Here is a 25,859-nt window from a genome sequence, read left to right on the forward strand (position 1 = left end):
GAACTCAGAAGTGAAACCTCTTTGCGCTGATGGTAGTGTGGGGTTACCCATGTGAGAGTAAGTCATCGCCAGCTCATTATTCGAAACACCCCCAACTTAACAGTTGGGGGTGTTTTTTTGTGCGCGGAATTTATAGCAAAATTAAAAAGTAAAAATAATATTCTGAATTTACTCAAGGTTATTTGCTGTTTTTAAATCAGCCTGATTATGTTTTAATCATTAAAATTTAAAGCCTAGGAATCTGCGTGTTTGAGGTATTTACACAGCTCTGTGGTGGAATCGGTTTATTTTTGCTTGGCATGACTTTAATGACCGAGAGCCTTAAAGATATTGCAGGTGAAACATTAAGACAATGGTTAGGTCGGTTTACTGGTTCTCCTTTTAAAGCAATGACTTCAGGTGTTGCCTTGACCTTGATTGTGCAATCCTCCACAGCCACGACGCTAGCAACCATTGGCTTTGTCAGTGCAGGCGTACTCTCTTTTTCGCAAGCCATTGGTGTAATTATTGGCGCCAATATCGGTACAACCAGTACTGGCTGGATTGTGGCTTTTTTAGGTTTAAAGTTTTCTATTGGACAAGTGGCTTTGCCTCTTATTGCCATAGGCGCTTTACTTAAAATATTAGCACATGGACGTACAGCGCTTACCGGCTTGGCGCTTGCGGGATTCGGCCTGATTTTCTTTGGAATTGATTTGCTTCAAGTAGCAATGTCAGGTGTCGCAGAACATCTCGATCTTTCAATTTTCTCGACCGAAAGTTTTGCTGCCAAACTGTTATTGGTGCTTTTCGGTTTGGTCATGACTGTGGTTTTGCAGTCCTCTAGTGCCGCCATTACAGCGACACTTGCTGCATTAGCAAGTCAGGCGATTCAGCTCGATCAAGCGCTTGTGCTCGTCATTGGTCAGAATATTGGAACCGTTGCAACTGCAGTACTGGCAGCCATCGGTGCAAATGCCAATGCAAAACGAACTGCTGCTGTGCATGTCTGTTTTAATGTCGTGAGTGCAATTTTTGCATTTTGTATTTTGGTTCCTTTGTTTTTATGGCTGTATCAACCACAGTATTTTTTATCTGGTTGGGATCATGTGGTCATTGTGGCAGCCTTTCATACAGCCTTCAGTGTATTTGGTGCCTTATTTTTTATGCCATTGATTCGCCCCTTTGAACAGCTGTTGGTGAAATATATTCCGGCACATGAAGATTCATTATTACAGGCCTTGGATGAAGCCAGTTTGGCAGTACCTGCGGTCGCAATTAATACGGCAGAACAAGTGATCTTTAAAACCATATTGACCCAATATTCCTGGATTCTAAAAGCCATCAAGTCAGCAGAATTGGTTTCGGCCAATGAATTAAAACAGCAAGATGAATTAATTTACAAATTACAGGATTATTTAGAAAAAATTGTTGTGCCTGAAAATAGCACTGATCAAAGTCGGCTGTTTAGCTTATTAAGGATGATGGTTTATCTGAAAGTGTTGCGTAGTGATTTGGAAAATCTAAAGCATGTTGTGAGTATTCGTACCCAACCCGCGATTCATCAACTTGCCTTGGATTTTATCCAGATTCTGGAAAATGCTGGAAATAGCATGCTAGATACTCGCTCATCTGAAGATTTGAGCCAACTGTATATTGAAATGGGACATCTAAAACAGTGGAGTAAACAGCATCGTAGTGAATTACGTGAAAAAATTAATATTTATGCTTCAACCTATCAGTTGAATGCAGCCAAAACTTTGGAGTTACTGGCTGCTCAGCGTTGGTTAGATCGTTTAGTTGCCCACAGTCATCGTCTGATTAATGTGCTCAATGAACGTCAGCAAGCACTTACAATGCATCAAATTGACGACGAGCATGTTTGAGTGCCGATCTGAGACCTTCTTCCAGCGTTGGATGGTAAAAAGGTTTCGCCAGAATTTGGTGGATATCCTGATCTGCATCAATGGTCCAGGCCAGAAGATGGGCAAGATGTTCGGCTTGTGAACAGAACAGTTCTGCGCCTAATAATTTGCCTGATTTTTTATCAATATAAACTTCGATACCGCCTTTATTTTCTGCCAGTACCAGCGCCCGTCCCTGATTTTCATAGGAGGCAAATCCTCGGATAAACTCAATCTCTTGCTGTTCTAGCTGCTTAAAACTTTGTCCCACAATCGCCATTTCCGGATGAGAAAATACGATTGCCAATACAGTGAGTGCTGGAATCGGTTTAACTTCTGGATAATTTAAACAGTTATGCACCACTTCTTTGCCGGCATGTGCAGCTTCATGTTGAATGGGGGCATCAGGTGCGGCATCACCGACTATAAATATTGGCAGATCTGCGAGTTGTTTGGTTTTTTTATTGATAGGCAGTTTTTTGATATCTGTAAAAGCAGGGTTTAATTGGTCTAAGCCTAAACGATCTAGGTTCGTCTGACGTCCTGTAGCACCCAAGATATAGTCAACTTCAATACTTTGCACTTGATCATTCTCAGTAAAATTAATCTTGATCTGATCGGCTAGTTTTTTGACTTGATCTGGCAAGACTTTAAACTTGATATTGATCTCTTGACTGAGCTCTTTTTGCGCGAGTGACTGCAAAGTAGGGCTGCTTAACGAGCCTACTTTCTGGCTACGAGCAAACATGGTGGTGGATACGCCAAGCCGTTGCATGGCTTGGGCCAGCTCAATGGCAATTACACCACTTCCGATTACTGCTAAGGACTTGGGTAATTGGGAAAGTTCAAATATTTCATCAGAAGTCAGATATCTGTCGCCTAATTCTTGCTTTAATACTTTATCAATATTAGGCCGTGAACCCACTGAAACAATAAAGCTTTTAGCCTGATAGGTTTGTCCATTGACTTCAACAGTATGTGTATCAATAAACTTGGCTTGACCGGAAATTTTATGTGAAGCTTCCCATTGATCTACGCCTTTCAAGGTTGCACGAATAAAACGTTCTCTTAAGCTATGCAAGCGTTGCATGACTCTTGAAGTATCCACCGCGGCATCATGTTGTAAAGCGAGAGCTTCTGCAGACTGAATGTCATGCATCCGATTTGCAGATGAGATCAGCAGCTTACTCGGCATACAGCCGACACGGGCACAGGTGGTATCCCATGGGCCATCATTGATAATTAAAATATTCTGGTTGTATTTGATGGCTTCATTATATGCACTGATTCCGGCTGTGCCTGCGCCAATGATGATGAGGTCGTACATATCTAGACTTTTTCAAAATTTGTATTCTTAATTCCAATATACAAAAAAACCCTCTATAAAAGAGGGCTTTTATTAAATCTTTACATTAATATTTTACATTTTTTGGAGAAGTAATATTGGTTGTTACACCACCTGTAGTATTGGTTGATGTTCCTTGATATTGAACTTCGTTAATAAGATGATTAAACGTCAATACTGAATTAAGTGTTGATGCTTTAAAGTTCAAAATATTTGGACCTTGTAAATAAATACTCCCAACAAATTCTTTCGCATTCAGTGTAGGTGCTTCATGCTCAACACGTGTACCCGCAATTGAAACACTTGGTAAGTTAAGTGTTTCAATATTATTTAAGATTTTGTATGTACTAGGTTTATCACCATGTGTAGATTCAATTTTGAAATTTACAGGCTCAGCATACGCGACATTGGTATTGTCATTAATCAGTGTATTAAAGCCCGAACCTGCTTCCGTCACATAGTATTCACTTTGATCAGCAGTTTTAGGGACTTTATAAATACTTAAGGCACCCATTGTGGTCACTTGATCTTCCCAAACAATTTCAGGCTCGCCTTCTTCATTCGTCACTTCAGTTGGAATTCTTTTTGTTACATCAATTTTGAAATCACTTGTTTCTTGGTTAATGAGAATAAAGCGTTTTTGAAGACCTTGTGTTTGTTTAAATGGATATGAAAATGCACCAGCAATCGTAATATCTTGTAAGTTTTTTAGAGGATTTTCATTTTCAAACACAAATAAATAGGTTTCACCATAGTAGCTATTTAAATCTGGTAGAATATCATCTGACTTTAGACGAATATTGGTCAAATCATCATAGGCAACGCCTGCTGCATTGATTCCTTTATCAATTTCAAAGTCCCACCCATCGTATTTACTGCCAAGTAAATTTCTAATTTCATTTCCTTTGAATACATAGCATGCGCGGAAATCAGTTGTGCTGTTTGCAAAACATTTCTCTAAACGATGCGTATTTTTAAAGGCAGTAATATTCACATTGCGAATATCTTGTGAAATTTTTAATACACTTTCAGCATAGGTATCTAAGGCGTGATCAATATAGCCCTTTTTTTCAGAATTAGCTTGACCAAATAAAGAAGCTGCTTCCACTTTTAAAGCATTAAAAACTTTTTGTTGATCTGCTGTTGACGGCGTTTCTGATGGATCAATAGTATTTTCTCCATTTGTAGAGGTATTATCATAGTAACCACCGCCCCCACATGCAGCTAAAAAAACCTGCTAAAGTGATAACAAGCACACTTTTATTAAACTTCATGTTTTACCCCAAAATAATTATATAAAGAATATAGTTTTACTATTTGAAGATTATCATATAAAAAAAATGGCGCAAAGAGCGCCATTCTCATTTGCTCAGAACCTTATAGAGTAGTTCCCACACTTACGCCTACAGTTGGCTTCAAGTTCATTGAACTACAGCCGATAAAGGTCAAGCTCAGACATAACACCACTAAGATTTTATTCATGAATCAATCCTTGAGATTTAGCCTGGTTAAACAAGGTCGCTGAACGTGTACCACTCCGGCAAACCATCAAAATAGGTTTAGGTAGCTCATTATAATATCGAGCAAATTCCTCAATATTGGCCTGAGAAAGCTGACCACTCACCACAGGCTGATAAATCACACTCACTTGAGATTTCTCCGCAATGGAGCGTAATTGACTCACCGTGACATTATTGCCAGTTTCCTGATCCGGCCGGTTTACAATCACAGATTTGAAACCTTGCTGAATCAATTGCTGAAACTTGCTTAATGTCATTTCACCTGACACACTCAGCGAAGAGGTCATTGCACGGCTGAGATCATTTGCGGCAAAACCAAGTGAGCTGACACTTAAACAGCTTGCCAGTACTACAATTTTCCAAAAAGACTTAGTCATCCAGCAGGTCCATCTGTTTTGCCAGTTGATATAAATTATTTGAGCGATTTCCAGTACGGCAGAACATCAGAATAGGTTTCGGTAATTCATTATAATGATTGGCAAAAGTACGTACATCGAGCTCAGTAATCTGACCAGCGACGACAGGCTGAAAGACATAATCCAGACCGGCACTGCGTGCAGCTTCTTCAATTTGTGCACTGGTCGGCTGCTCAGAACCACCTTCCATATCCGGGCGGTTATTGATAATAGATTTAAAACCTTTCTCGACCACCTGAGTCACGTGTTCCGGACCAATTTGACCAGCAAAGCCTACATTTTCGCTCATGACGCCACTCCATCATTTCATTTATATCGATATGCTTTATGATAGCATTAAGCGGAAAACATGCTGAAGCTGTTGTGAAATTTTTATAAATGATGATCACCATAAGATAACGCAATGGAGCGCGTATGCAGGCTTATACAGTTGAGCCACTGTATGTAAAAAGCGGTCAGGATGTGATTGCTGCAGATTTTTATCGGCCTAAAAATATAGAAAAACCGGCCGTGATCTTGATGGCCCATGGTCTGGCGGCCTTACGTCAATTTAAACTGGTGCACTATGCCCAGCATTTTGCCAGTGCCGGCTATGCGGTGGTGTTATTCGATTATCGCTATTGGGGGGGGAGCACCGGGCGACCGCGTGAGCTGGTCTCGATTTCTGCCCAGCTGGATGACTGGCGAACCATGATCAAGCATATTCAGGCACGTAAGTCGATTGACAGTCAACGGATCGTGCTCTGGGGAACTGCGCTAAGTGGAGGGCATGTACTCACCCTGGCAGCAGAACTGAAAAATATTCAGGCCGCAATGGTACAGGTGCCTTTTGTCGATGGGGCTGAAAGTGCCAGGCTTTATCCTTTGCAGCAACTCCCCAAGGCACTTAAGGTTTCTAGTCAGGACTATATGGGAAGCAAGGTCGGTATGCAGCCCAAAACCTTGCCGGTGGTCGATCCTTACGAGCTGTGTTTTATGCCGACACAGGACAGCTACGAGGGTTATCTGTCGATTGTGAATCCGGATTATTATTGGAGTGGTCAAATTCCTGCGCGGGTCTTTTTTAATTTAATGCGTTATCGCCCGATTCAGCAAGTTAGAAAAATCACCATTCCTGTGCTGTTTATTGCAGCAAAACTGGATAGTTTAATTCCGATTGAATCCAGTCGCGAAACCGTGACCAATCTTGCACCGTTTGTACAATATCAGGAGTGGAATATCCGGCATTTTGATATTTATCATGGTGAATGGTTTGAAAAAGCCGTTTCAACCCAATTAGAATTCCTACATCAACATATTGGAGTACGCTAGATGATTATTGTATGCCCAGAATGTCAGGCCAAAAATCGTGTTCCTGAAGATAAACTCACCGCCAACCCTGCCTGTGGTCAATGTCATCAGGCCCTGATTCCATTGGCGCCAATTGAATTAAATGAGCAGAATTTCAGCCAGTTTGTCACCCATAGTGATTTACCAATCCTGATTGATCTCTGGGCAGAATGGTGTGGCCCCTGTAAAATGATGGCACCGCATTTTTCGACTGTCGCGCAGCAATATCCAAACGTGGTTTTTGCAAAAATTGATACCGAAGCGAATCCGCGCTTAAGTTCAGCATTTAATGTTCGCAGTATTCCGACGCTGGTGTTGATGAATAAAAGCAACGAAATTGCTAGAATAAGCGGTGCATTACGATCAAGCGAACTACAAAAATGGCTTGATCAGCAGTTAAATACCCAACCCTAATTCAAATGCCTGGAGTGAATGTGTCAGATTCTCAAGTAAAACCAGAGGGGATTCTTTCCCTACAAACGATCGCAATGCCTGCAGATACCAACTGGAGTGGTGATGTGTTTGGTGGCTGGATCGTTTCACAAATGGACTTGGCAGGCGCGATTCACGCAGAACGATTTTCAAAGGGACGTTGTGCCACGATTTCGATTAACCAGATGACCTTTCTGGTGCCAGTGAAAGTCGGGGATGTCATTAGCTGTTATACCCAGATTTTAAAAGTTGGCAAGACCTCTATTCAGATGGAAATTGAAGTCTGGGACAGTCATGATGATTCACGTGCGCCGATTCGTGTCACAGAAGGAGTATTTACTTTTGTCGCGGTCGATGTAAAAGGCAATAAGCGTCTGATTCCAGAGGAAGCCAAACAGAAGTTTTTAGAGTCTCAAGCAGCCCAATGATTGAATGAGATATAAAAAAATCCCAGAGATGATCTCTGGGATTTTTCTTGCTTAGAAAGAATTATGATTGCTTGAGCTGATCTTTGGCAATCCAGGCCCAGAGCATTTCACATTGAATCGGCGTTTCACCGGATTCATCCGTGACCGTGACCTGAACCAATGTTTCGCCTTTATCGGAGCTTTGCATGAGTGCTTGTTGCTCCGGCGTCAAGGTAGCGACTGCAGTCATGGCGCCTTTGGTCGGACGTTTAAAATCAATCTTCAAACTTTTGATTAATACAATCGCGGTATCCGGCACATTCATTGCCGTCACAAAGCCGGTCGCAGTTTCTGCCACTAAGGCCATGGCGCAGGCATGTACCTGACCAATATGGTTTTGCATGGCTTTATGGTTGGCGATTGTGACCACCACTTTTTCCCCACTGAGTTCTACATAGCGAATCTTGGCAGAACCTACCATGGGAATAATCCGGCCAAAGGTTTTACTCAATAAAGTATTACGAATAGCTTGAGGTAGTCTGGAAGTAGCTTTTACCAGTTTGGTCAGTCGATTGCGATGCGTCATAATTCCTTCTTTAAGACACTGTGCGGTCTTAATCTTTAAAGTTATTGAACTGTAAAGGCAGACCAAATTGCTGTTCTTTTAAGAAGGTCATCACTTGTTGCAAAGTGTCGCGCTTCTTGTCCGTTACACGAATCTTGTCACCCTGAATAGAAGATTGCGCTTTAATGCCGCTTTCTTTAATGGCTTTATTGATTTTTTTTGCGGTATCAGAGTCAAGACCATCTTTGAGTTTGATTACCTGAATCACGTTTTTACCAGAAGCCGTCATTTTCTGTGGATCGAGTGCCTGAATATCAACTTTGCGTTTAAAGAAATGACTTTCGAGCATGCTATACACTTGTTCACACTGGAAATCACTTTCAGTCGAAATCTTGATTTCCTTGTTTTTTTCATTCAGTTCAATAGAAACGTCCTGACCGCGGAAGTCAAAGCGGGTCGCAATTTCTTTTTGCGTGTTTTGAACTGCATGATTTACTTCAAAAATTTCTAATTCAGAAACAATATCGAAAGAAGGCATGGTTTAGACCTTTACAAATGGAAAGAATATCTGAGATGCTAGGGATGTTTTCTTCATTTGCCAAGTGTTGTTTACATCAAAGGAGTGCGCAATGATCCGTAAACAAGAAATTACAACATTTGAGTTCCCAGAAAATGCAATTATCTGGGATGTACGCGATACAAGTGCTTTTGCTGAAGCACACGTGAAAGGGGCGGTGAATCAGCCCATTAACGATCTTTCAGCAGAGAGCCTAACTCAGGTGTCAGCGGATCAACCCATTTACATCTTGTGTGGTGGGGGTAGTAAAGCTCCACGTGCTGCTGAAAAACTAGAGGGTTTTGACAGTTCACGTGAATATGTCATTCTGATGGGGGGTACTCGTGCCGCCCGTGATGCAGGCTTACCGCTTGAACAGGGTGCATAAGCATTCTGTTAAAAAGAAGCGCCGCAAGGCGCTTTTTTATTGGCTGAAATTTAATCCCTCCCAACCTCCCTTTTCTAAAGGGAGGAGCTACAGGCATTCGATTTATTCATAAAAGTAGAGAAAAGTCCCCCTTTAAAAAAGGGGGACTTAGAGGGATTCATTCAAAAGGGTAATTCAATTTGTGGCTTAAAATAAGGCTTCTTGGCTTTTACTTTCTTTTGAAAGCGGCTCACGCTGAGTTTTTTAACCAGACTTGCTGGAACAGGACAGGCTTCACCCAGAATCTGGGCGGCCAGAATTTCACTACAAAGGGGTGCAAATAAAAAGCCTTTGGAGCCTAGACCGGCAAAACTATAAATTTCCTGTTCAGGCTGCATTTTACCGAGTAAAGGAAAGTAATCCTGACTTTGGGCACGTAGTGCTGCACGGCCTTGCCAGGTGTCCATCGGTGCTAATGACGCGGCATAATCTGGAAAGACGCTCTGGAGCAGCTCATGATTATGTGCATGATCTTCTGGGAGCACCTCTGTATCCTCCCGACCGGGATGGAAAGATGCACCGAGAATTAAATGTGTATCATCCAGTTGCATACAATAACCGCCGTAGTTATAAGCAGTATCTTTGCTTAAAGGCTGAGCGCTATTGTTTAGCCAGCTCACTTGTCCACGAATTGGCTTGAGTGCCGGATAATGCTCAAAGAATTGTGCTGTCTCGCGCGCGCTACAAACCAGCACATGATCAAACTGACCCAAATAATTTTCATTTTCAAAAAGTTCGGGTTGAGATAGCTGCTCAATTTTGGTGATTTTTGCTTGGATATATTTAATATTCGGATGCTGTAAAATTTCATCACGCAATTGATGCGGAGAAATAGTTCCTGCTGCTAAAAGTTTTAAACTTGAATATTCAGTATGCAGTTTCTGCTCATCCGCCGTTTGCACTGAAAGAATATGTGCTGGATATTCATTTGCCAGACTTAAAAGAGTTTCAGGATGTTTGAGTGCCAATTGACTGACCTGAATCGGTCGAAAGGCTTTGAATTTTGCATAATGAGTCAGGGCATGTTGCCAAGCCAAGGTCATTAAATGTTCTGCACTCTGCTCAATCGGGCAGAGTTTTGGGTTCAGTAGCGCAAGCGGATTACCAGAGCCACCAGCAAGTGGCGCTGATTGATCGTAAATCGTGACTTGGTGGCCACGCTGTGCAAAGGCCCAGGCAGTACTTAAACCTGCGATTCCGGCGCCAATAACCGCAATCTGGCGTACGTTAAATTCAAGCTCAGGATTTAATGCTGTTTTTTTTTGAGTAATATCCTGATCTGCACCCGAATTGGCTGGTTCAGATAGCTTCCAGATGGCTTTGAGCATTTCACGTTTATGCCCAAAACCTCTTGGACGTGAAATGGAAATCCCATGATTCTTTAGGCCACGTTTCAGGACACCTGCGACACTAAAAGAAGCGAAAGTGGTGCCGATCTCGGATAAACGCACAATATTATTTAAAACATTTTCTTCCCACATGTCTGGATTACAAGACGGCGCAAAACCATCCAGAAACCATGCATTCACAGGTGCGGTTTTTTCCATGATGGGAAATACATCATGGGCATCTCCGAGCCACAAGTCGATTGAGAAACGTTCTTCCGGGAAGCTTAAACGGTGGCAGCCTGCAATTGGCATCGGATATTGGGAAATCAGGTGATCTGCCAATGGTTTGAGTTCAGGCCAGACATTTAAAGCGCGAATCAGATCGGGTTTAGAGAGCGGAAATTTCTCCACTGAAATCGCATGCAAATGACTGTGATTGTCCGGACGGGTCTGTTGCCAGAGCTGCCATAACGCCAGAATATTCAGGCCTGTGCCAAAGCCGGTTTCGCCCACACAAAAATATTCAAACGGTTTTAAGTCAGTCAGGCGGGTCGGCAGGTCATTGCCATTTAAAAAAACATGGCGGGTTTCCAGCAAACCATTGTCTTTAGAAAAATAAACATCACCAAACTGTTTAGAGACAGGCACTTCAATGCCATCCACCAAGTGCCAATCGAGATCGGCGGTTTGAATTGCATGCGACAAAACGACTACAACCTTAAATAAGTCCGAAAGGGGAATAGATTACCATTGACGGCGACGCTTGGTATAAACGTAACTGGCAATCAGAAAGCCCAGCAAAACGCCCACGGCCAAAGTGGCAGCACCATACAGGAACATCTGCGCACTGCGTTCGCTTTGTAAAACCTGTACTTGCACGCCAAGATTGTCATTTCTGAGCTGTAGTTCCTGATTTTGTGCTAACGCTTCCAGATTGGCTTTTTCCAGCTGTTGCAGACGCGTCGCCTGATCCTTCACCAAAGCTTTTACTTTGGCGTCTTGCTGAGCTTTATTTCTGGCAAGTTCTTCAGCAGTCAGTGGCTTATTTCCAGTTGCCGGAAGGGCTTGAGATGCTGTTGCAACCACAGGGATAATTGCAGGTTTTGGCGTAGCAGTGGGGGTTGCGACCGCAGCTTGTACAGCAGCAGCGGCGACACTGTTTGGTGTTGTCTGAACTGTGGCAACTTCTACTGCCCATACAGAATGAAAGGTACAACAGAGGCCAATAACACTGGCAAGAACAACACGCATAAACCTTATCCTTGAGGGAATGCTTTGTTAAACGGTTTCACATCAATCTGTGCATATACACCTTCTTTCAGGAAGGGTTCATCTTCTAGCCAGGTATCCAGGTCTTCACGGCTGTCAAAATCGACAATGATGGTACTGCCATAAAAGCCGGCTTGTGGATTACTCGGATCTTTCGGCATCGCGCCTGCAACAATCAGACGGCCTTCATCATTCAGCTTTTGCAAGCGGGCAAGATGTTGTGGACGAATGGCAAGACGTTTCTCCACTGTACCTTCCTGATCGGTACAGCTAACGACAAATAACGGCATGATGATTCTCAATCGTTTGTAGTTGGATTTATTCAGCAGTCTTAAAGTATTTACGCAATACAATAAACTGGATAATGATAAAGGAAAACATCACGATCATGTCACCGAATGCCGTAAATTCGCCCCAATATTTTCCATCCAGCCACAAGTAGGCAAAGAAGGTATGTAAAAATGACATCAGTGCAAACATGGCGACCCAGGCATAGTTCAGTTTGATCCAGCCTTTTTCACTTAAGTTGAAAACCGGGCCAAACAGACGCTGAATCAGTGGCTTTTTATCTTTACTAAACCAAGGCGACAGCAGGAATACGCCGGCAAAGACCAGATTCAGCAATACCGCCTTTAAACGGATATAGAAATCGTCGCTCAGCATCAGAGTGATCCCACCAAAAATCACGGTCATAAACAGCACAATCCATTGCTGCTTATCCAAGCGGAATTTTTGCATGACAAATAACGCACCATAGACCACCAGCATAGCAATAATCAGACCAGTGGTTGCCACAAGAATATTATTATTGTCGACACCCCCCGCAGAACCGATCAATTGCAAAAGTTGATGGTCAGTGTCTTTTGGATCTACAGTTTTATATAAATAAAAGAAAATAATGAGTGGCACAAAGTCTAAAAGTGCTTTCATGTTAGAGTATCTAAATCTGATTAAATAAATGTCATAGTATAGAGATGCACGGCGTAGATTTACATACACATAGCAATATTTCTGATGGAACTTTAACTCCACAGCAATTGGTCGAGGCTGCCGTAGAGAAATCGGTGCATACTTTGGCATTGACAGATCACGACACTATGGATGGCCTGGAACTGGCACAAGAAGCCGCTAAAAATCATGAGATTAAGATCATTTCTGGGGTGGAAATCTCCAGCCAGTGGTCACGTCCAACCACCAAGAAAAATTATGGTGTGCATATTGTTGCACTGAATATGCAAAATCCTGAGCCTTTACAAAAAGCCCTCAATCAGCAGAAGAAAATCCGGGCGGAACGCTCGAAACAGATCTGTGACTTACTGATTCCTTTAATTGGTCAGGATATTTATGCCGATGTACTGGTCAAAGTCGATAATATCCCTGATCGGGTAACACGGACGCATATTGCCAAAACCTTAGTAGAAAAAGGTATTGTGACTCGCCCGCAACAGGCTTTTGATAAGTACATCAAGGAAGGCAAGAAAGCCTATGTCAAATTTGATGGCTTGAGTCTTGAAGACACGGTTCAGGTGATTCATGAAAGTGGCGGTTTTGCGGTGCTGGCACATCCGACCAAATATGACCTATCTGCGACCAACATTCGTTACCTGATCGAGACCTTTGCCAAGTTTGGTGGCGACGCCGTTGAACTGCCGCCAGCGGTAGATCCAAGTTCTACTCGCCAGATGGTCGATCGGATGATTGCGGAGCATCGTCTGAAAGTTTCGATTGGCAGTGACTTTCATGGCGACCATATGCCATGGATCAGACTCGGGAATGTGCCGAGCCTAAAACCGGGACAAGTCGGGATTTGGGAGAGTTTTGTTGATTGAGTGCTTTACTCGAACTTTGTTCTTGCAAAGCAGAAGTGCCCTTTGCTGATAGAAAAGGGCAAGAGAAAAATAAATTACAGTAGGTTATGATCTTTGGCCTGAATCGGTGGTGGGGTTGGTTTGCCTAATGTGCCTAAGAGTTCAATTTCAATGGTACGTACCATCGAATCGAGTGGCAAATCATTACTTTGCGTGCCAAAAGGTTCTTCAATTTCTGAGCTTAAGGCATCTAGTCCTAAAAAGGTATAAGCTAAAATACCGACCAGTAAAGGCGTAAATAAGCCCAATGTTGAACCCAGGCTAAAGGGCAAAATAAAACAGAAAAAATAGACGGTACGATTGAGCAAGACTGAATAGGCAAAAGGTAAAGGCGTCGTCGCAATCCGGTCACAACCAGTCTGGACAATACTCAACTCCGCCACGTGATTATTCATCTGCATATAGATGATGTCTGAGATTTCACCTTCTTTGAGCGCCTGCATTAACTCCCATTGAATCAGGCTTAAGGTATATTGCGGCGCGTTGGCCTGTTGATAGAGCTGGGTCACAGCTTGCTGGCTCATGCCGCTGGTTTCAACCAGTTCGGTCGGATTGGCTGTCTGATGGCGTAGCCGGTCACGGAGTACATTGGCAAAGACAATCACGTGCTGAATCACACGTTCACGGCGACCTTGAGACAGCATCCTGCAATCACGGTCAAAATGACGTGAATTGGCAATCAAAATGCCCCAAAGTTTGCGCGCTTCCCACCAGCGGTCATAACAGGCTGAGTTCTTAAATCCGAGAAAGATCGACAGCACCACTCCAATCAGGGTAAAGCCAACCAGGGGTAATTCTGGAAAATGAAAATAACCAATATGCGACAAGCCACCAATGATGGCTGACATCAGCATCACCACGCCTAAAGGCGGTAAAACTTTAGGTAAAATCGTCCCCCGCCAGGAAAACAGCAGTTTAAAAACAGTCGGCTGGTCACGTACGATCATTTATTGGAATCATCACAATTTTTTTCATGATCTTGTGGAGTTGTGCCTGCTTTGTCAAGTGCTATTCAATACTGCATTTCCGGTTTGATGAGTTGCTGCTCAGCAAAGGAAAAACTTCCCTCCAAAGCGATGATGCAGTGGTCAATCAGATGGATATCCACCAGTTGGCAAGCCTGTTGAATCTGGCGGGTCAATGCCAGGTCAGCCTTGGAGGGAGAGGGCCGACCCAGCGGATGATTATGTGCAATGACAATTGAGGTTGCCTGTTGGCTAATGGCATAACGTAGCAATTGATTAATAGAAATATCACATGCATTGATGGAGCCATAAAACAGTTTTTTAAAGGCAATTTTTCTTAGACTGGCATCCAGACACAGCACGGCAAACACTTCCTGAGTTTCACCGAGCAGTTCAAAACGTAAGTAATCTCTCAGCCGCTTGGAATTGGTAAGTTCCAGTGTATCCTGTTTCAGGTGCTCGGCAATGTAACGCCGTCCGAGTTCCTTGACGGCCATCAGTTGGGTATATTTACTGATGCCCATGCCATGAAACTGGCTGACTTCCTGTAAAGGTGCATCCAGTAACGCAGTCAAATGACCAAAATGCTGAATCAGCAAACGCGCCAGATCAACTGCCGAATGTTGCTGGGAACCGGAACGTAGAAAAATGGCCAGTAGCTCGGCATCGGACAGACTTTCTGCGCCATATTGAATTAAGCGTTCTCGCGGCCGTTCTTGTTCCGGCCAGTTTTTAATAGAAAATTGCATAGTTATTAGACTTATTTATTATGAATTATCAGTTTTCCCGCAAGCCGATCGCTTGGGAATGCGATTATTTAATGCTATTGTGAGCCCCACTGCAACAGAAAGGTAGCCTGTTTGTGAGCTTCGACGTAAGTGTAATTCCTCATAAAAATATCATTTTAGCTGTGACTGGCGGCATTGCTGCCTATAAAAGTGCGATTCTGGTTCGTCGTCTGAAAGATGCCGGATTTAATGTGCGGGTGGTGATGACCCAAGGGGCACAGGCTTTTATTACACCTTTAACGTTTCAAGCCTTATCAGGCAATCCGGTCCATACGGCATTACTGGATCCTGAAGCGGAAGCAGGTATGGGGCATATCGAGCTGGCACGTTGGGCGGATCTGTTACTGGTTGCACCTGCAAGTTGTGACACCTTGGCAAAGTTTGCAGCAGGTCTGGCAGATGATTTGCTCAGTACTTTATATCTGGCGACCAAGGCACCGGTCTGGGTAGCGCCTGCCATGAACCAGCAAATGTGGGCAGCTAAGCCAACACAACGCAACTTGGCCACTTTAATTGAAGATGGTGTGCATGTGATCATGCCGGATGCCGGATCTCAAGCCTGTGGCGATGTGGGTTTAGGCCGTATGCCTGAGCCGGAAGATCTGGCACGACAAGTCACAGAATATTTCCATCAAGCACAGCGTGCGATCGCAGAAAAATTTGGTCAGCTTGCGGGTAAACGTGTCACCATCACCGCCGGTCCAACCCGTGAAGCGATTGATCCGGTACGTTATATTTCCAATCACAGTACCGGTAAAATGGGCTTTGCTCTGGCAGCTGCCTGTTATGCCGCTGGGGCAGATGTGACCCTGATTGCAGGGCCAGTGACTCTGGATACACCAAATGGTGTCAAACGCAAAAATGTCAGTTCTGCCGTAAAAATGCTCAATGAAAGCATGCAGATGCTGGAAGATGGCTGTGATATTTTTATTGCAACTGCTGCGGTGGCGGATTACCGCGTGGCGCAAGTTGCAGAACACAAAATTAAAAAATCTGGCGATGAGCTGAATGTGGCGCTTGTGAAAAATCCGGATATTGTGGCGACTATTGCCCAGCAAGAGAAACGTCCATTTATGGTCGGTTTTGCGGCGGAAACCCGCAATATTGAAGAATATGCCGCGGGCAAACTGGTCGCGAAAAAACTGGATATGATTGCCTGCAATGATGTCTCACGTGCCGATATCGGTTTTGCGTCGGATGAAAATGCCATGACCGTATTTTTTGCCGAACAGTATCAGATGGATAAGCGTGATCTGGAAAAAGCCTCCAAGCAGGAAATTGCCCAGCAGCTGATTGAAGCGATTCATGATGCCTTGCATCGTGATCCATCCAGTGATGACGATTTTTAAAAGAATCTTCACAAAAAAAGCCCTGTTAGATTCAGGGCTTTTTTATGAGTAAATTTTTATCATTTATTCAAAAAGCTGTAGAAATCTTAAATAATTTAGTCATGATTCATGCACTGCTTATTTCTTGTTTTTTCAAAAAAGCATAAAATAGGTCACAGAATAAGCAAGCATAACAATACTGCATATATCAGCTATAAGCAGGAACAGGAAAGAAAAAGAAGGAGGCGCTATGAGAACAATCATTGTGTTATGGATGATCGCCTGTCTGGCTGGATGCAGTTACTTTGTCTCGATGGATGAATTGGCCAGAAATATTCAAGCGCAGATGCAACAGGAATTTAATTCCAATCAGGATTATCAACGCTATCGTTTTACTGTGCAGAAGGTCAAAATTGTCCAGCGGCAGGGCAATCAATTTAAAGCGATTTCTCATCTGAATTATCAGGGGGAGGCATATCCGGTCAATGTCAAAATTTTTAAGGTCGATGGAGGCTATAGGTGGTCGATCGAAGAGGATGCCTTTGCTTTTATTGATGAAATTGAAATAGAGCAATACCGGCAGCAACTGGATCGGGAGTTACAGCAGCTGGCTTCAGCCTTAGATGACCTGGAACCTGTAGATGAGTCAAAAGAACATGAGCACGGTTCTCTGGTCACACCCATTGCCGAGCCAGAATTTCAAGGTGTTTCTTATCAGGAAGAACCGGTTCCGGTCGGTAATATCACCGCATATACTCAATAACGTCTTCGCTCATCTCTATAAAAAAGCACCGATGATCGGTGCTTTTTTATATCGATTAGACTTTTAAATTCGTATTTAGAATTCAACTTGCTGATGTTCACGCACATAGTCTTCAGTACGTTGCATTGCTTCTTGAATATTAAACAGCGCAGTTTCCACATCTTTCAAGGTTTTGGCATTGCCACCGCTTAGTGCCTGACGCCATTTACGTGCACCCGGCAAGTTCTGGAACAGTCCTAAAATATGACGGCTAATAATTGACAATGGTGCACCTTCTGCCATGCGCTGGGTAATATAAGGCAGCATTTGTTGCATGATCTCGAAACGATCCGGTGCATCCAGATTCCACAATTGGCCCAGTTCAGCCAATAAGTACGGATTATGATAGGCTTCACGACCAATCATCACGCCATCGACATGTTTGAGATGTTCCAGCGTTTCGGCATAGGTCTTGATCCCGCCATTGATTTCAATCAGCAGATCAGGACGATCCTGCTTCAGGCGATAAACATCTTCATAACGCAGGGGCGGCACATCGCGGTTTTCTTTAGGCGATAGACCTTTTAATAAGGCAATGCGCGCGTGTACGATAAAATTATTGCAGCCGGTTTTGGCTACGGTATCGACAAAATGCAGCATTTCTTCATAAGACTGCATATCATCAATCCCGATCCGGTGTTTTACAGTCACTGGAATATCCACCGCATGCTGCATTTCAGCAATACATTCCGCGACTAAATCGGGTTCAGCCATGAGGCAGGCCCCAATTTTATTATTCTGTACCCGGTCACTCGGGCAACCCACATTTAAATTGACTTCGTTATAACCCCAATCCTGTGCCATCTTGGTACAGATCGCGAGATCTTTAGGATTCGAGCCACCAAGTTGTAGCACGATCGGCTGTTCTTCGGTGTTAAAGTCCAAATGCCGTTTGGCATCCCCATAAATGATGGCACCTGTGGTGACCATTTCAGTGTACATAATCACATTTGGGTTAAACAGACGGGCAAAGAAGCGATAGTCTTTGGTGGTCCAATCCATCATCGGGGCAACACTGATTCGTGGTTGAAGTTTATTTTCAATGGTGGTCAGATCAGTCATTCAAAATTATGCCTTAACGAAATGGAAGAAGAAGGGATGAATAAATCACCCAAAGATTATTTTTTTTGCCCAAGCTCGCTAGGCCAACATCGCAAAAAAGAGGGCGTAATACTAGCATAAAATCAGCAGAACGACCCGGCGAACTTGAGTCAAGCCAGTAAGTCCAGGACATAAAACAAGAAATAAAATTAGAATTCCAAGTCATTCCAGAATGGTATATTTTGATAGTAGAAACACCAATATAAAAAATGATAGAAATAAGGAGAATAATTATGCTGTTATTGGAGGAGATTTATAAAAGCCATAAAGCACAAAATTCAGCACATTTTAACTTAAAAATTCATCGTGGCTTAGGCTGGTTTAAAAAAGCGCTAGACTTGGATCAAGATCTGGATTTTAAATTCATCAGTCTATGGATTGGTTTTCAGGCTATTTATGCAGAAGAGGATGATCGGGTTCAGGGAAAGGATAAGCTGCGTCAATTTCTAGAAATACTTTGCCAAAATGATCTGGACCAGAAGATTAATCATATTGTCTGGGAAAAGTACAGTCAGCCAATCCACTCACTCTTAGCGAACCCCTATATGGAACAAAGTTTTTGGGATTATCGTCACCAGAAAATTAGTCTGGAATGCTGTAATGCTGAACTGGAAACACAGAAAAAAATCATACAGCATGCTTTAAATGAGCGGAATTCTGTCGAAATTTTAGTCGGGGTGTTTCGTCGTTTATATACATTACACCATCAGCTCATGCAGGGCGGAATTACCTATCATAGTTCCCTGAATCACAAGTCACTCGAGGAAAGCTGCCGGATTCTGGCCGCTTTGCTGCCGGTCTTTATCTGTATTTTATTGGAAAATTCAGTTGCTCTAGATTTAAATAAACCTTTCTATCCAGCGGCTCAAGTCAGCTAAGTATAGTTAAGCATCTAGGCTGCTGTCCGGGCGTGATGCCATTGATCCAGTAAGGCGAATAGGGTAGCGCCTAGGGCCAGCCCGAGTCCTGCCATACAGGTCATGCTCCAGCCCCCATGATGCCAGGCATAAACCCCTAAGGCTGAACCACAGGCACCGCCAATAAAATACAGGGTCATATACAGTGAATTGACCCGTGATTTGGCATCCGGGCGCAGGCGGAAAATCACATTCTGATTACAGCTATGCGTAATCGCCAACCCCAGATTAATCAGTCCATAGCCCAGAATATAGCTCAGCAGCGATACCGCACCAAAATATAGGAACAGCCAGCTCCCAATCAGGATCGAACAGCCAATCCAGCTCAAGGTTTTGATATGGCCCCGATCGGCCCATTTACCAATGAATTGAGTCGACAATGCGCCAAAGACGCCGACCAGTGTCACCAGACCGACCATGACATCAGACAGCTGGAAAGGTTCTTGGGTCAGCAGCAGGGCAATGGTCGAGAACAGCATGCTCATGGCGGCAAAAGCACAAGCACCGGTAAGAGAGCGCAAGACCAATCGTGGTTCATGTTTTAATAAGCTCGCCATAGATTTGAAAATCGCTGCATAGCTGATTCTCAGACGTGGCAGACTCGGTAATTTTCCTCGCAGATAAAAACTTAAAGCCAGCATGCTGATGCCACTGACGATATAGATCATTTTCCAGTGAAACAGGTCGGACAATAATCCCGCAATACTGGTCGAGAGCAGAATACCGACCAGCAAGCCGCTCATCAGGAAACCCACTACTTCTCCAGTTTTTTCCGGTTTGACTGCCATGGTGGCCAAGGGAATCAGAATCTGTGCAGCCACGGAAAACAGTCCGGCAATGATGGTGCCAACCCACAGCATCGGCAGGTTTATCGCACTGGCACAAATAAATAAACCTGCAGCTGCACCCAGCATGAGAAAGGGAATCAGCTTGGTTTTATTCAGCATATCGCCCAAAGGTACAATAAACAGCAAGCCTAATGCATAAGAGATTTGAGCAAAGGTAACGGTGAGTGCCACTTGTGATTCCGGCACCTGATAATATTGCTGAATCGATGAAATCAGTGGCTGGCAATAATAGTTGGCGCCGGCACATAAACCACAGGCAATCGCCATCAGCCATAATAAGGGCTTGTTTTGACTGATATCGAGGGGCGTGTTCATAGCAGCAACCTTATCTAAGCCGAGGAGAATTTAAAACAAGCAGCGCATTGATGCAGGAATGAAAGGCACTATAAGTGAGAACTTTAGGCTTTAAAAGTAGAAAAATATTACAATGACTCAATGAAAAGATCTTAGATCGCAAGGACTACACAAGACTTGAATTAGAAAACCAGTCAGGAATGATCAGGTTGCCAGATTTTTGATCAATAGCTGGCTTTATTACAACGCATAGGACAAAGAAAGAACGGAAAATCCCCTGAAAATGAAAAAAATTAAATAATGGCTCTCATTTTATGCGCAGATATGGTGCATAAACTTTATTTTAGTCACTTATTCGGTTTATGACATTAATATAATAAATGGTCAGCAAGATTTTTGTTCCTCTTGGTCTGATCATTTTAGAGATAAGTGACCCTTAGACCCACAGATCTCGTTGTGTCACATCCATCAATTCAACCCTAGCTCGATGGGTGCTAAATCATAACTAAATTGAATAAAAGGTATTACTTTACAGATCAGATAGCTTATCGGGAATAAGTTCTTTATTTGTCAATAAAGTCAAATTTAGAAAACTTGGAAAGCTAAAGTGCCGCTGTCCTTAGCAGAGAGACCTATTCAGAAACGGGTAGCCTAAAGAACCAAAACAGGAATTTTGGTCAGAAAGATCAATGTAACAAAAGAAATCTCAAGTAGGCGGCTTATCAGCCGAGCGCATTTTCAGGTTTTCATTCAGGTAAATGAATATCGTTTATAAAATAATCAAATATAAATATTTGGCGTATGTAAGCCACGCACCAGTACAGCAACATTTTTATGAATCATCAGTTCAATATATAGGCATTTATTAAATAAATAGTAGGTAGTAATTTCAAACAGTTTGATTAGAATCCAAAAATTCAACAAGAACACATCCTGAGGGGAAGCATCGTTTAAGCGATGTTTACTTAAGAAAAATTAGCTTGAGGAACGCTCATGCAGATCGGAATTCCAGCCGAAACTGTTGTCGGTGAAAATCGCGTCGCTGCGACGCCAGAGACAGTAAAGAAATTGATCAGCGCAGGACATAGCGTGATTATCGAACGTAGTGCAGGGCTTAAAGCTGCCTATATCGATAGTGCCTATGAACAAGTTGGTGCCAAAATTACGGATGATGCCTACACCGGCAGTCAATTGATTTTAAAAGTTCGTGCACCGAAAGGTGAGGAAATTCAAAAACTCAATCCGAACACCGCCATCGTGGCGATGTTTGATCCTTACCGTAATACTGAGCTTGACCAATTTGCGGCACAGAACGTGTCTGCATTTGCATTGGAACTTTTGCCACGGACCTTGTCTCGTGCGCAGAACATGGATGTCTTGTCTTCTCAAGCCAACCTTGCAGGATACAAATCGGTGCTTTTGGCTGCGGCTGAATACCAGCGCATGTTCCCGATGCTAATGACGGCTGCGGGGACGGTCAAACCGGCCCGTGTGGTGATCATGGGGGTCGGTGTCGCGGGTCTGCAAGCGATTGCCACTGCAAAACGCTTAGGCGCTATTGTGGAAGCCACAGACTTGCGTCCAACAGCAAAAGACCAAGTGGAATCATTGGGCGGTAAATGGTTGGACGTGCCGATGTCTGCCGAAGAGCAGCAAAAAGCGGCGGATGCGGCCAAGAATGGTTATGGCTGGATGCCGGGTGAGGAATACATCCGCGATCAGGCTGCCATTGTGGATAAAGCCGTATCAAATGCTGACATTGTGATTACCACAGCGCTTTTACCCGGCCGTGATGCACCGCGTTTAATCCGTGCTGAAACAGTTGCGAAAATGAAACCGGGTTCAGTCATTTTAGATATGGCAGTGGAATCGGGCGGTAACGTTGAAGGTTCGAAATGCGGTGAAACTGTGCATACCGACAACGGCGTCAAAATTTTGGGTATTCCCAATATTCCTTCGACTGTATCGACTGAAGCATCGGCTTTATATGCACGTAACGTGTTTAATTTTGTCGAAACGCTGTTTGATGCCGATAAGAATTTTGTCCTGAATCCAGAAGAAGAAATTCAAAAAGCCCTACTTGTCACTCATGCCGGCCAAGTGCTGCTAAAACGTGGTTAAGGAGAAGACTCATGGTTGAAACAATTACGATTTTTGTCCTTGCCATTTTCGTAGGTTACTACGTGGTGTGGGGTGTAACACCAGCATTGCATACGCCGTTGATGGCGGTCACCAATGCCTTGTCATCGATCATTATTGTCGGTGCGATGATCCAGACCGTTGGTCTGCCGGTGATCGGCGTTGAAGGCAGCGTGGATTTCCAGACCATTAACGTGGTGAGCGTGCTGGGTGCAATCGCGGTGTTCCTGGCCAGTATCAATATTTTCGGTGGCTTTGCCGTGACTGCACGTATGCTGGAAATGTTTAAACCTAAGCAAAAGAAAAAAGAGGGTTAATCCATGGAAATGATTCGAGAATATGCGGATTGGTTCTACCTGATTGGTGCCGTTCTTTTTATCCTGACGCTACGTGGTTTATCAGGTCCTAAAACTGCAATTCAAGGTAACCGTTACGGTATGATCGCCATGGCGATTGCAGTATTGACCACCTTCTTTGTTGCAGATAATCCTGTGGTGTGGATGATTGTGGGCGCAATGGTAGCAGGTGCGGTGGTGGGTATTGCCCGTGCGCGTACTGTCCCTATGACCCAAATGCCAGAAACTGTGGCGCTGATGCACTCATTGGTGGGTCTGGCTGCGGTCTTGATTGCGATTGCTGCAATTATTCATAACAACAAACTGATTGAACTCGGTCCAGACCTTTTGGCGGCCAATGGTGTCAATTTCCATGAAATGAGCCGTGTTCATTTATTTGAACTGTTCGTGGGTTGTTTTGTCGGTGCAATTACCTTTACAGCATCAGTCTTTGCTTATGGAAAACTGGCTGCGAAGAAATGGGCAAAAACCATTTCTGGCGCATGGGTAAAACCTGTTCAGGCCATCATCTTTATTGCCATGTTGGTGTTTGGTTTCATGTTCTTCTCAACAGGGAATATGACCGCATTCTGGGCAATGACAGCACTTGCACTGGTCTTTGGCTGGGTATGGATTGCACCTGTCGGCGGTGGTGATATGCCGGTGGTGGTCTCGCTACTCAACTCATTCTCTGGTTGGGCTGCAGCCGGGATTGGTTTCACGCTTGAAAACAACATGCTGATTGTGGCAGGTTCACTGGTCGGTTCTTCAGGTGCGATTCTGTCTTATATCATGTGTAAAGCCATGAACCGTTCAATCATCAACGTTCTGTTTGGTGGCGCAATGGGCGGTACAGCTGCGCCGACAGCAGGTGCGGGTGAGCAGGTACAACGTAACCACCGTTCTGGTTCAGCAGATGATGCGGGCTTCCTCATGTCAAATGCGGACAGCGTGGTGATTGTACCGGGTTATGGAATGGCGCAAGGTCGTGCACAGAATGCGGTCAAAGAACTTGCGAACATCTTAAAAGAGCAGGGCGTAACCGTACGTTTTGCAATTCATCCGGTGGCAGGTCGTATGCCAGGTCATATGAACGTATTGCTGGCTGAAGCTGATGTGCCGTATGAAGATATTTTAGAGATGGATGAGATCAACTCTGACTTCCCGGCAACGGATGTGGTGCTGGTGATTGGTGCAAACGACGTTGTCAACCCGGCAGCCAAAGATGATCCAACATCGCCGATTTATGGCATGCCGATTCTGGAAGCGCATAAAGCACGTACTATTATGGTAATCAAACGTTCAATGGCGACCGGTTATGCAGGTCTGGACAATGACTTGTTCTATAATGACAAGACCATGATGATCTTCGGTGATGCCAAGAAAGTGGTGGAAGATATGACCAAAGCGATTAATGGGACGGGTCACTAATCATTTAAATCCCCCTAAGTCCCCCTTTAATAAAGGGGGATTTTTTATTTTATATTTTGGAAAAAAGATGATTGAGCGGTCATCGAACGTCTATGTTTATGATGAATTTATCCTAAAATACCCATCAAATCGGTGCATAATACAAGATGAAAATTAAAGAAAAATAGCTGTAGCTTGAGTTGTATTAACGCTTATAAAGTCCGATGAACAGGCAATAAAAAAGCGACCTACACAGGTCGCTTTTTTGAATATTTGATTTTACGCTACAGAGTTTGTATCTGCAGGATTGCGCCATAAGCTTTCTAGATCATAGAATTTACGCGCTGTTGGAAGCATACAATGAACCACTACATAACCGAGGTCGATGAGGATCCATTCAGCATCACGTTCGCCTTCAATACCAAGCGGACGGAAGCCAGCTTTACGTGCTTCTTCAGCAACGTTATTGGCCAGTGATTTGATATGACGTGTCGATGTGCCGCTTGCAATGACCATAGCATCAGCCACATTACTGATACCGCTGACATCAAGCTCAACAATTTCTTTTGCTTTTACATCTTCAAGTGCAGCATGTACGACTTTTAAGCAGTCCTGTACAGCTTGAGAATTTGAATTCATAGTAAGATCGTGAGAATTAGAAGCGCTGGGCGATGGTTCTAAATTCATGGGGTGTGTAATTTCCTAACAATTATGCATGGTCTAATATAGCGGTTTTAGTGCTGAATTTCAAATGAAGCCGCAGTCCACTCAGTCATGCTCCGGAAAGAATTCGGCTTTCCAGACAAAGGAGTCATTGGAATGCTGCATCGGCTTATATTCGGCAGCGACATAAGCTTGATATTGACTATGTTTTAACCACTGAAATATATCATGATATTGAATAGACGCCGTATTGGGTTGATGTCGTCCCGGACAATCCGCAAACTGGATATGACCAATCAGGTGAATATTTTCTTTTAAATTTTCCAGTACATCTTCGCCCATCATCGCCATGTGATAGCAGTCATACTGCATTTTTAAGGCCGGATGATTGACCGCTTCCAGCATTTCCTGAGCTTGTGCAACATTTTGAATCAAAAAACGTGGCATATCGGTGCCATTGACCATTTCAAAGACCGGTTCAATTTGATGCTCGAGCAGCATTGAACAGGCTATTTTCAGATTACTTGCCAGCGTATTCAGGCAGGGCAACAGGTCACAATCCAGAGGCTGTTTGCCGGCCAGAATATTGACCCGAGGTACATTTAAGGCCGTGGCATACTGGATAGCTTGTTCAACAGCATGACGGAACTCGATTTCCCGCCCCGGGATACCGGCCAGGCCATGGCCGCCCTGCATTAAATCACCGGCAGGCACATTAATCAGGCATAAGTTCAGTTGATGGATGCTGAGCTGATTTTGAATCTGGCCAATCGTCAATTCATAAGGAAACTGGATTTCGACATGATTAAAGCCCTGTGCTCGAGCCAGCGCGAAGCGTTCGATGAGTGGCACTTCGGTAAAAATCATCGACAGGTTAACGGCAAGTTTAATCATGTATTTTCCTTATACATTCAGGGTATTACA

Annotated in this window: 28 protein-coding genes and 1 pseudogene; 12 read left to right on the forward strand and 17 right to left on the reverse strand. The window is 43.7% G+C overall.

The window, feature by feature from the left end:
- The first annotated feature begins 245 nt into the window (after positions 1-245).
- Positions 246-1,865 (forward strand): Na/Pi symporter, encoded by a 1,620-nt coding sequence (locus FTU40_RS12055; protein ID WP_180041002.1) that lies wholly within the window; start codon positions 246-248, stop codon positions 1,863-1,865.
- Here the strand turns inward: FTU40_RS12055 and FTU40_RS12060 are convergent.
- The 4 genes and pseudogenes from FTU40_RS12060 to FTU40_RS12075 all read right to left on the reverse strand — a co-directional run bounded on the left by FTU40_RS12060 (position 1,831) and on the right by FTU40_RS12075 (position 5,453).
- Positions 1,831-3,210: a dihydrolipoyl dehydrogenase gene (locus FTU40_RS12060; RefSeq protein ID WP_180001895.1), complete on the reverse strand. Its 1,380-nt coding sequence runs from the start codon at positions 3,208-3,210 to the stop codon at positions 1,831-1,833. The genes FTU40_RS12055 and FTU40_RS12060 overlap by 35 nt on opposite strands.
- A gap of 85 nt (positions 3,211-3,295) precedes the next feature.
- A pseudogene (locus tag FTU40_RS12065) lies at positions 3,296-4,502 on the reverse strand (hypothetical protein).
- A 200-nt stretch (positions 4,503-4,702) separates the two neighbouring features.
- Positions 4,703-5,125 carry a beta-lactamase hydrolase domain-containing protein gene (locus FTU40_RS12070; protein WP_100329847.1) on the reverse strand — a complete coding sequence of 141 codons (423 nt, stop codon included), beginning with the start codon at positions 5,123-5,125 and terminating at the stop codon, positions 4,703-4,705.
- A complete protein-coding gene (locus tag FTU40_RS12075) occupies positions 5,118-5,453 on the reverse strand; it encodes a TIGR01244 family sulfur transferase (protein ID WP_005098133.1) in 336 nt (111 codons plus the stop codon). The genes FTU40_RS12070 and FTU40_RS12075 overlap by 8 nt, the downstream gene beginning before the upstream one ends.
- Before the next feature lie 125 nt (positions 5,454-5,578).
- On the opposite strand from FTU40_RS12075, the gene FTU40_RS12080 reads away from it, so the two are divergent.
- From FTU40_RS12080 to FTU40_RS12090, 3 genes are read left to right on the forward strand one after another with little or no spacing between them, the layout of a single operon-like run.
- Positions 5,579-6,475 (forward strand): alpha/beta hydrolase, encoded by an 897-nt coding sequence (locus FTU40_RS12080; RefSeq protein WP_005168660.1) that lies wholly within the window; start codon positions 5,579-5,581, stop codon positions 6,473-6,475.
- On the forward strand, positions 6,476-6,907 hold the full coding sequence (gene trxC, locus FTU40_RS12085) for a thioredoxin TrxC (protein WP_180041004.1): 432 nt from the start codon (positions 6,476-6,478) through the stop codon (positions 6,905-6,907).
- A gap of 5 nt (positions 6,908-6,912) precedes the next feature.
- Positions 6,913-7,353, forward strand: coding sequence for an acyl-CoA thioesterase (locus tag FTU40_RS12090; protein WP_218944670.1), 441 nt, complete (start codon positions 6,913-6,915; stop codon positions 7,351-7,353).
- Between the two features lie 61 nt (positions 7,354-7,414).
- Here FTU40_RS12090 and FTU40_RS12095 read toward each other — a convergent pair whose 3' ends face one another.
- Both FTU40_RS12095 and FTU40_RS12100 read right to left on the reverse strand, forming a co-directional pair.
- Positions 7,415-7,918 carry a DUF4442 domain-containing protein gene (locus FTU40_RS12095; protein WP_180041006.1) on the reverse strand — a complete coding sequence of 168 codons (504 nt, stop codon included), beginning with the start codon at positions 7,916-7,918 and terminating at the stop codon, positions 7,415-7,417.
- A 28-nt stretch (positions 7,919-7,946) separates the two neighbouring features.
- Positions 7,947-8,435, reverse strand: coding sequence for a YajQ family cyclic di-GMP-binding protein (locus FTU40_RS12100; protein WP_005098115.1), 489 nt, complete (start codon positions 8,433-8,435; stop codon positions 7,947-7,949).
- A 91-nt stretch (positions 8,436-8,526) separates the two neighbouring features.
- Here FTU40_RS12100 and FTU40_RS12105 point away from each other — a divergent pair, with 91 nt between their 5' ends.
- Positions 8,527-8,841 carry a rhodanese-like domain-containing protein gene (locus FTU40_RS12105; RefSeq protein WP_005098114.1) on the forward strand — a complete coding sequence of 105 codons (315 nt, stop codon included), beginning with the start codon at positions 8,527-8,529 and terminating at the stop codon, positions 8,839-8,841.
- Positions 8,842-9,002: 161 nt separating this feature from the next.
- On the opposite strand, the gene mnmC is transcribed toward FTU40_RS12105, so the two are convergent.
- From mnmC to FTU40_RS12125, 4 genes are read right to left on the reverse strand one after another with little or no spacing between them, the layout of a single operon-like run.
- Positions 9,003-10,913, reverse strand: a complete 1,911-nt coding sequence (gene mnmC, locus FTU40_RS12110) for an FAD-dependent 5-carboxymethylaminomethyl-2-thiouridine(34) oxidoreductase MnmC (RefSeq protein ID WP_180041008.1) — start codon at positions 10,911-10,913, stop codon at positions 9,003-9,005.
- A gap of 39 nt (positions 10,914-10,952) precedes the next feature.
- Positions 10,953-11,459: a hypothetical protein gene (locus FTU40_RS12115; RefSeq protein WP_005168651.1), complete on the reverse strand. Its 507-nt coding sequence runs from the start codon at positions 11,457-11,459 to the stop codon at positions 10,953-10,955.
- A 5-nt stretch (positions 11,460-11,464) separates the two neighbouring features.
- A complete protein-coding gene (locus tag FTU40_RS12120) occupies positions 11,465-11,767 on the reverse strand; it encodes a YciI family protein (protein WP_005098111.1) in 303 nt (100 codons plus the stop codon).
- Positions 11,768-11,795: 28 nt separating this feature from the next.
- The gene (locus FTU40_RS12125) at positions 11,796-12,407 is read right to left on the reverse strand and encodes a septation protein IspZ (RefSeq protein ID WP_005168649.1); all 612 of its coding nucleotides are present in this window, start codon (positions 12,405-12,407) and stop codon (positions 11,796-11,798) included.
- A gap of 44 nt (positions 12,408-12,451) precedes the next feature.
- Here FTU40_RS12125 and FTU40_RS12130 point away from each other — a divergent pair, with 44 nt between their 5' ends.
- Complete coding sequence (locus FTU40_RS12130) at positions 12,452-13,306, forward strand: PHP domain-containing protein (RefSeq protein WP_180041010.1); 855 nt, start codon at positions 12,452-12,454, stop codon at positions 13,304-13,306.
- 74 nt (positions 13,307-13,380) lie between these two features.
- On the opposite strand, the gene FTU40_RS12135 is transcribed toward FTU40_RS12130, so the two are convergent.
- Entirely contained in the window at positions 13,381-14,292 is a 912-nt protein-coding gene (locus FTU40_RS12135; RefSeq protein WP_004281608.1) for a bestrophin family protein, read from the reverse strand.
- A 65-nt stretch (positions 14,293-14,357) separates the two neighbouring features.
- The gene (gene radC, locus FTU40_RS12140; RefSeq protein WP_074383531.1) at positions 14,358-15,059 is read right to left on the reverse strand and encodes a DNA repair protein RadC; all 702 of its coding nucleotides are present in this window, start codon (positions 15,057-15,059) and stop codon (positions 14,358-14,360) included.
- A gap of 113 nt (positions 15,060-15,172) precedes the next feature.
- On the opposite strand from radC, the gene coaBC reads away from it, so the two are divergent.
- Together coaBC and FTU40_RS12150 are read left to right on the forward strand one after the other, a co-directional pair.
- A complete protein-coding gene (gene coaBC, locus FTU40_RS12145) occupies positions 15,173-16,447 on the forward strand; it encodes a bifunctional phosphopantothenoylcysteine decarboxylase/phosphopantothenate--cysteine ligase CoaBC (RefSeq protein WP_180041012.1) in 1,275 nt (424 codons plus the stop codon).
- Positions 16,448-16,676: 229 nt separating this feature from the next.
- Positions 16,677-17,189, forward strand: a complete 513-nt coding sequence (locus FTU40_RS12150) for a hypothetical protein (protein WP_100357996.1) — start codon at positions 16,677-16,679, stop codon at positions 17,187-17,189.
- Positions 17,190-17,264: 75 nt separating this feature from the next.
- On the opposite strand, the gene dusA is transcribed toward FTU40_RS12150, so the two are convergent.
- On the reverse strand, positions 17,265-18,290 hold the full coding sequence (gene dusA / locus FTU40_RS12155; RefSeq protein ID WP_373686063.1) for a tRNA dihydrouridine(20/20a) synthase DusA: 1,026 nt from the start codon (positions 18,288-18,290) through the stop codon (positions 17,265-17,267).
- Positions 18,291-18,562: 272 nt separating this feature from the next.
- Here dusA and FTU40_RS12160 point away from each other — a divergent pair, with 272 nt between their 5' ends.
- The gene (locus FTU40_RS12160) at positions 18,563-19,207 is read left to right on the forward strand and encodes a hypothetical protein (RefSeq protein WP_180041015.1); all 645 of its coding nucleotides are present in this window, start codon (positions 18,563-18,565) and stop codon (positions 19,205-19,207) included.
- A 14-nt stretch (positions 19,208-19,221) separates the two neighbouring features.
- Here FTU40_RS12160 and FTU40_RS12165 read toward each other — a convergent pair whose 3' ends face one another.
- Positions 19,222-20,409: an MFS transporter gene (locus FTU40_RS12165; protein ID WP_005098097.1), complete on the reverse strand. Its 1,188-nt coding sequence runs from the start codon at positions 20,407-20,409 to the stop codon at positions 19,222-19,224.
- Positions 20,410-21,168: 759 nt separating this feature from the next.
- A complete protein-coding gene (locus tag FTU40_RS12170; protein ID WP_228127723.1) occupies positions 21,169-21,312 on the reverse strand; it encodes a hypothetical protein in 144 nt (47 codons plus the stop codon).
- Between the two features lie 69 nt (positions 21,313-21,381).
- Here FTU40_RS12170 and FTU40_RS12175 point away from each other — a divergent pair, with 69 nt between their 5' ends.
- The 3 genes from FTU40_RS12175 to FTU40_RS12185 are packed head-to-tail and all read left to right on the forward strand — an operon-like array spanning position 21,382 to position 24,293.
- Entirely contained in the window at positions 21,382-22,509 is a 1,128-nt protein-coding gene (locus FTU40_RS12175) for a Re/Si-specific NAD(P)(+) transhydrogenase subunit alpha (RefSeq protein ID WP_074383527.1), read from the forward strand.
- Between the two features lie 11 nt (positions 22,510-22,520).
- Positions 22,521-22,844 (forward strand): proton-translocating transhydrogenase family protein, encoded by a 324-nt coding sequence (locus FTU40_RS12180; protein WP_004281642.1) that lies wholly within the window; start codon positions 22,521-22,523, stop codon positions 22,842-22,844.
- Positions 22,845-22,847: 3 nt separating this feature from the next.
- The gene (locus FTU40_RS12185) at positions 22,848-24,293 is read left to right on the forward strand and encodes an NAD(P)(+) transhydrogenase (Re/Si-specific) subunit beta (RefSeq protein ID WP_005098093.1); all 1,446 of its coding nucleotides are present in this window, start codon (positions 22,848-22,850) and stop codon (positions 24,291-24,293) included.
- Between the two features lie 258 nt (positions 24,294-24,551).
- Here the strand turns inward: FTU40_RS12185 and rsfS are convergent, their stop codons facing one another.
- Positions 24,552-24,959 (reverse strand): ribosome silencing factor, encoded by a 408-nt coding sequence (gene rsfS, locus FTU40_RS12190; protein WP_005098092.1) that lies wholly within the window; start codon positions 24,957-24,959, stop codon positions 24,552-24,554.
- An 81-nt stretch (positions 24,960-25,040) separates the two neighbouring features.
- The gene (locus tag FTU40_RS12195) at positions 25,041-25,829 is read right to left on the reverse strand and encodes a hydroxypyruvate isomerase family protein (RefSeq protein WP_159138804.1); all 789 of its coding nucleotides are present in this window, start codon (positions 25,827-25,829) and stop codon (positions 25,041-25,043) included.
- Between the last annotated feature and the right edge of the window lie 30 nt (positions 25,830-25,859).

This window comes from Acinetobacter sp. YH12100 (assembly GCF_013419135.1).
Classification (GTDB): Bacteria; Pseudomonadota; Gammaproteobacteria; order Pseudomonadales; family Moraxellaceae; genus Acinetobacter; species Acinetobacter pseudolwoffii.

Bases quoted from the DNA above. Each gene is read 5' to 3' on its own strand.
- FTU40_RS12060 (WP_180001895.1), bottom strand. From the start codon at position 3,210: ATGTACGACCTCATCATCATTGGCGCAGGCACAGCCGGAATCAGTGCA.
- FTU40_RS12070 (WP_100329847.1), bottom strand. From the start codon at position 5,125: ATGACTAAGTCTTTTTGGAAAATTGTAGTACTGGCAAGCTGTTTAAGT.
- FTU40_RS12075 (WP_005098133.1), bottom strand. From the start codon at position 5,453: ATGAGCGAAAATGTAGGCTTTGCTGGTCAAATTGGTCCGGAACACGTG.
- FTU40_RS12080 (WP_005168660.1), top strand. From the start codon at position 5,579: ATGCAGGCTTATACAGTTGAGCCACTGTATGTAAAAAGCGGTCAGGAT.
- trxC (WP_180041004.1), top strand. From the start codon at position 6,476: ATGATTATTGTATGCCCAGAATGTCAGGCCAAAAATCGTGTTCCTGAA.
- FTU40_RS12090 (WP_218944670.1), top strand. From the start codon at position 6,913: ATGCCTGGAGTGAATGTGTCAGATTCTCAAGTAAAACCAGAGGGGATT.
- FTU40_RS12095 (WP_180041006.1), bottom strand. From the start codon at position 7,918: ATGACGCATCGCAATCGACTGACCAAACTGGTAAAAGCTACTTCCAGA.
- FTU40_RS12100 (WP_005098115.1), bottom strand. From the start codon at position 8,435: ATGCCTTCTTTCGATATTGTTTCTGAATTAGAAATTTTTGAAGTAAAT.
- FTU40_RS12105 (WP_005098114.1), top strand. From the start codon at position 8,527: ATGATCCGTAAACAAGAAATTACAACATTTGAGTTCCCAGAAAATGCA.
- FTU40_RS12115 (WP_005168651.1), bottom strand. From the start codon at position 11,459: ATGCGTGTTGTTCTTGCCAGTGTTATTGGCCTCTGTTGTACCTTTCAT.
- FTU40_RS12120 (WP_005098111.1), bottom strand. From the start codon at position 11,767: ATGCCGTTATTTGTCGTTAGCTGTACCGATCAGGAAGGTACAGTGGAG.
- FTU40_RS12125 (WP_005168649.1), bottom strand. From the start codon at position 12,407: ATGAAAGCACTTTTAGACTTTGTGCCACTCATTATTTTCTTTTATTTA.
- FTU40_RS12130 (WP_180041010.1), top strand. From the start codon at position 12,452: ATGCACGGCGTAGATTTACATACACATAGCAATATTTCTGATGGAACT.
- FTU40_RS12135 (WP_004281608.1), bottom strand. From the start codon at position 14,292: ATGATCGTACGTGACCAGCCGACTGTTTTTAAACTGCTGTTTTCCTGG.
- radC (WP_074383531.1), bottom strand. From the start codon at position 15,059: ATGCAATTTTCTATTAAAAACTGGCCGGAACAAGAACGGCCGCGAGAA.
- FTU40_RS12150 (WP_100357996.1), top strand. From the start codon at position 16,677: ATGAGAACAATCATTGTGTTATGGATGATCGCCTGTCTGGCTGGATGC.
- dusA (WP_373686063.1), bottom strand. From the start codon at position 18,290: ATGACTGATCTGACCACCATTGAAAATAAACTTCAACCACGAATCAGT.
- FTU40_RS12160 (WP_180041015.1), top strand. From the start codon at position 18,563: ATGCTGTTATTGGAGGAGATTTATAAAAGCCATAAAGCACAAAATTCA.
- FTU40_RS12165 (WP_005098097.1), bottom strand. From the start codon at position 20,409: ATGAACACGCCCCTCGATATCAGTCAAAACAAGCCCTTATTATGGCTG.
- FTU40_RS12175 (WP_074383527.1), top strand. From the start codon at position 21,382: ATGCAGATCGGAATTCCAGCCGAAACTGTTGTCGGTGAAAATCGCGTC.
- FTU40_RS12180 (WP_004281642.1), top strand. From the start codon at position 22,521: ATGGTTGAAACAATTACGATTTTTGTCCTTGCCATTTTCGTAGGTTAC.
- FTU40_RS12185 (WP_005098093.1), top strand. From the start codon at position 22,848: ATGGAAATGATTCGAGAATATGCGGATTGGTTCTACCTGATTGGTGCC.
- rsfS (WP_005098092.1), bottom strand. From the start codon at position 24,959: ATGAATTTAGAACCATCGCCCAGCGCTTCTAATTCTCACGATCTTACT.
- FTU40_RS12195 (WP_159138804.1), bottom strand. From the start codon at position 25,829: ATGATTAAACTTGCCGTTAACCTGTCGATGATTTTTACCGAAGTGCCA.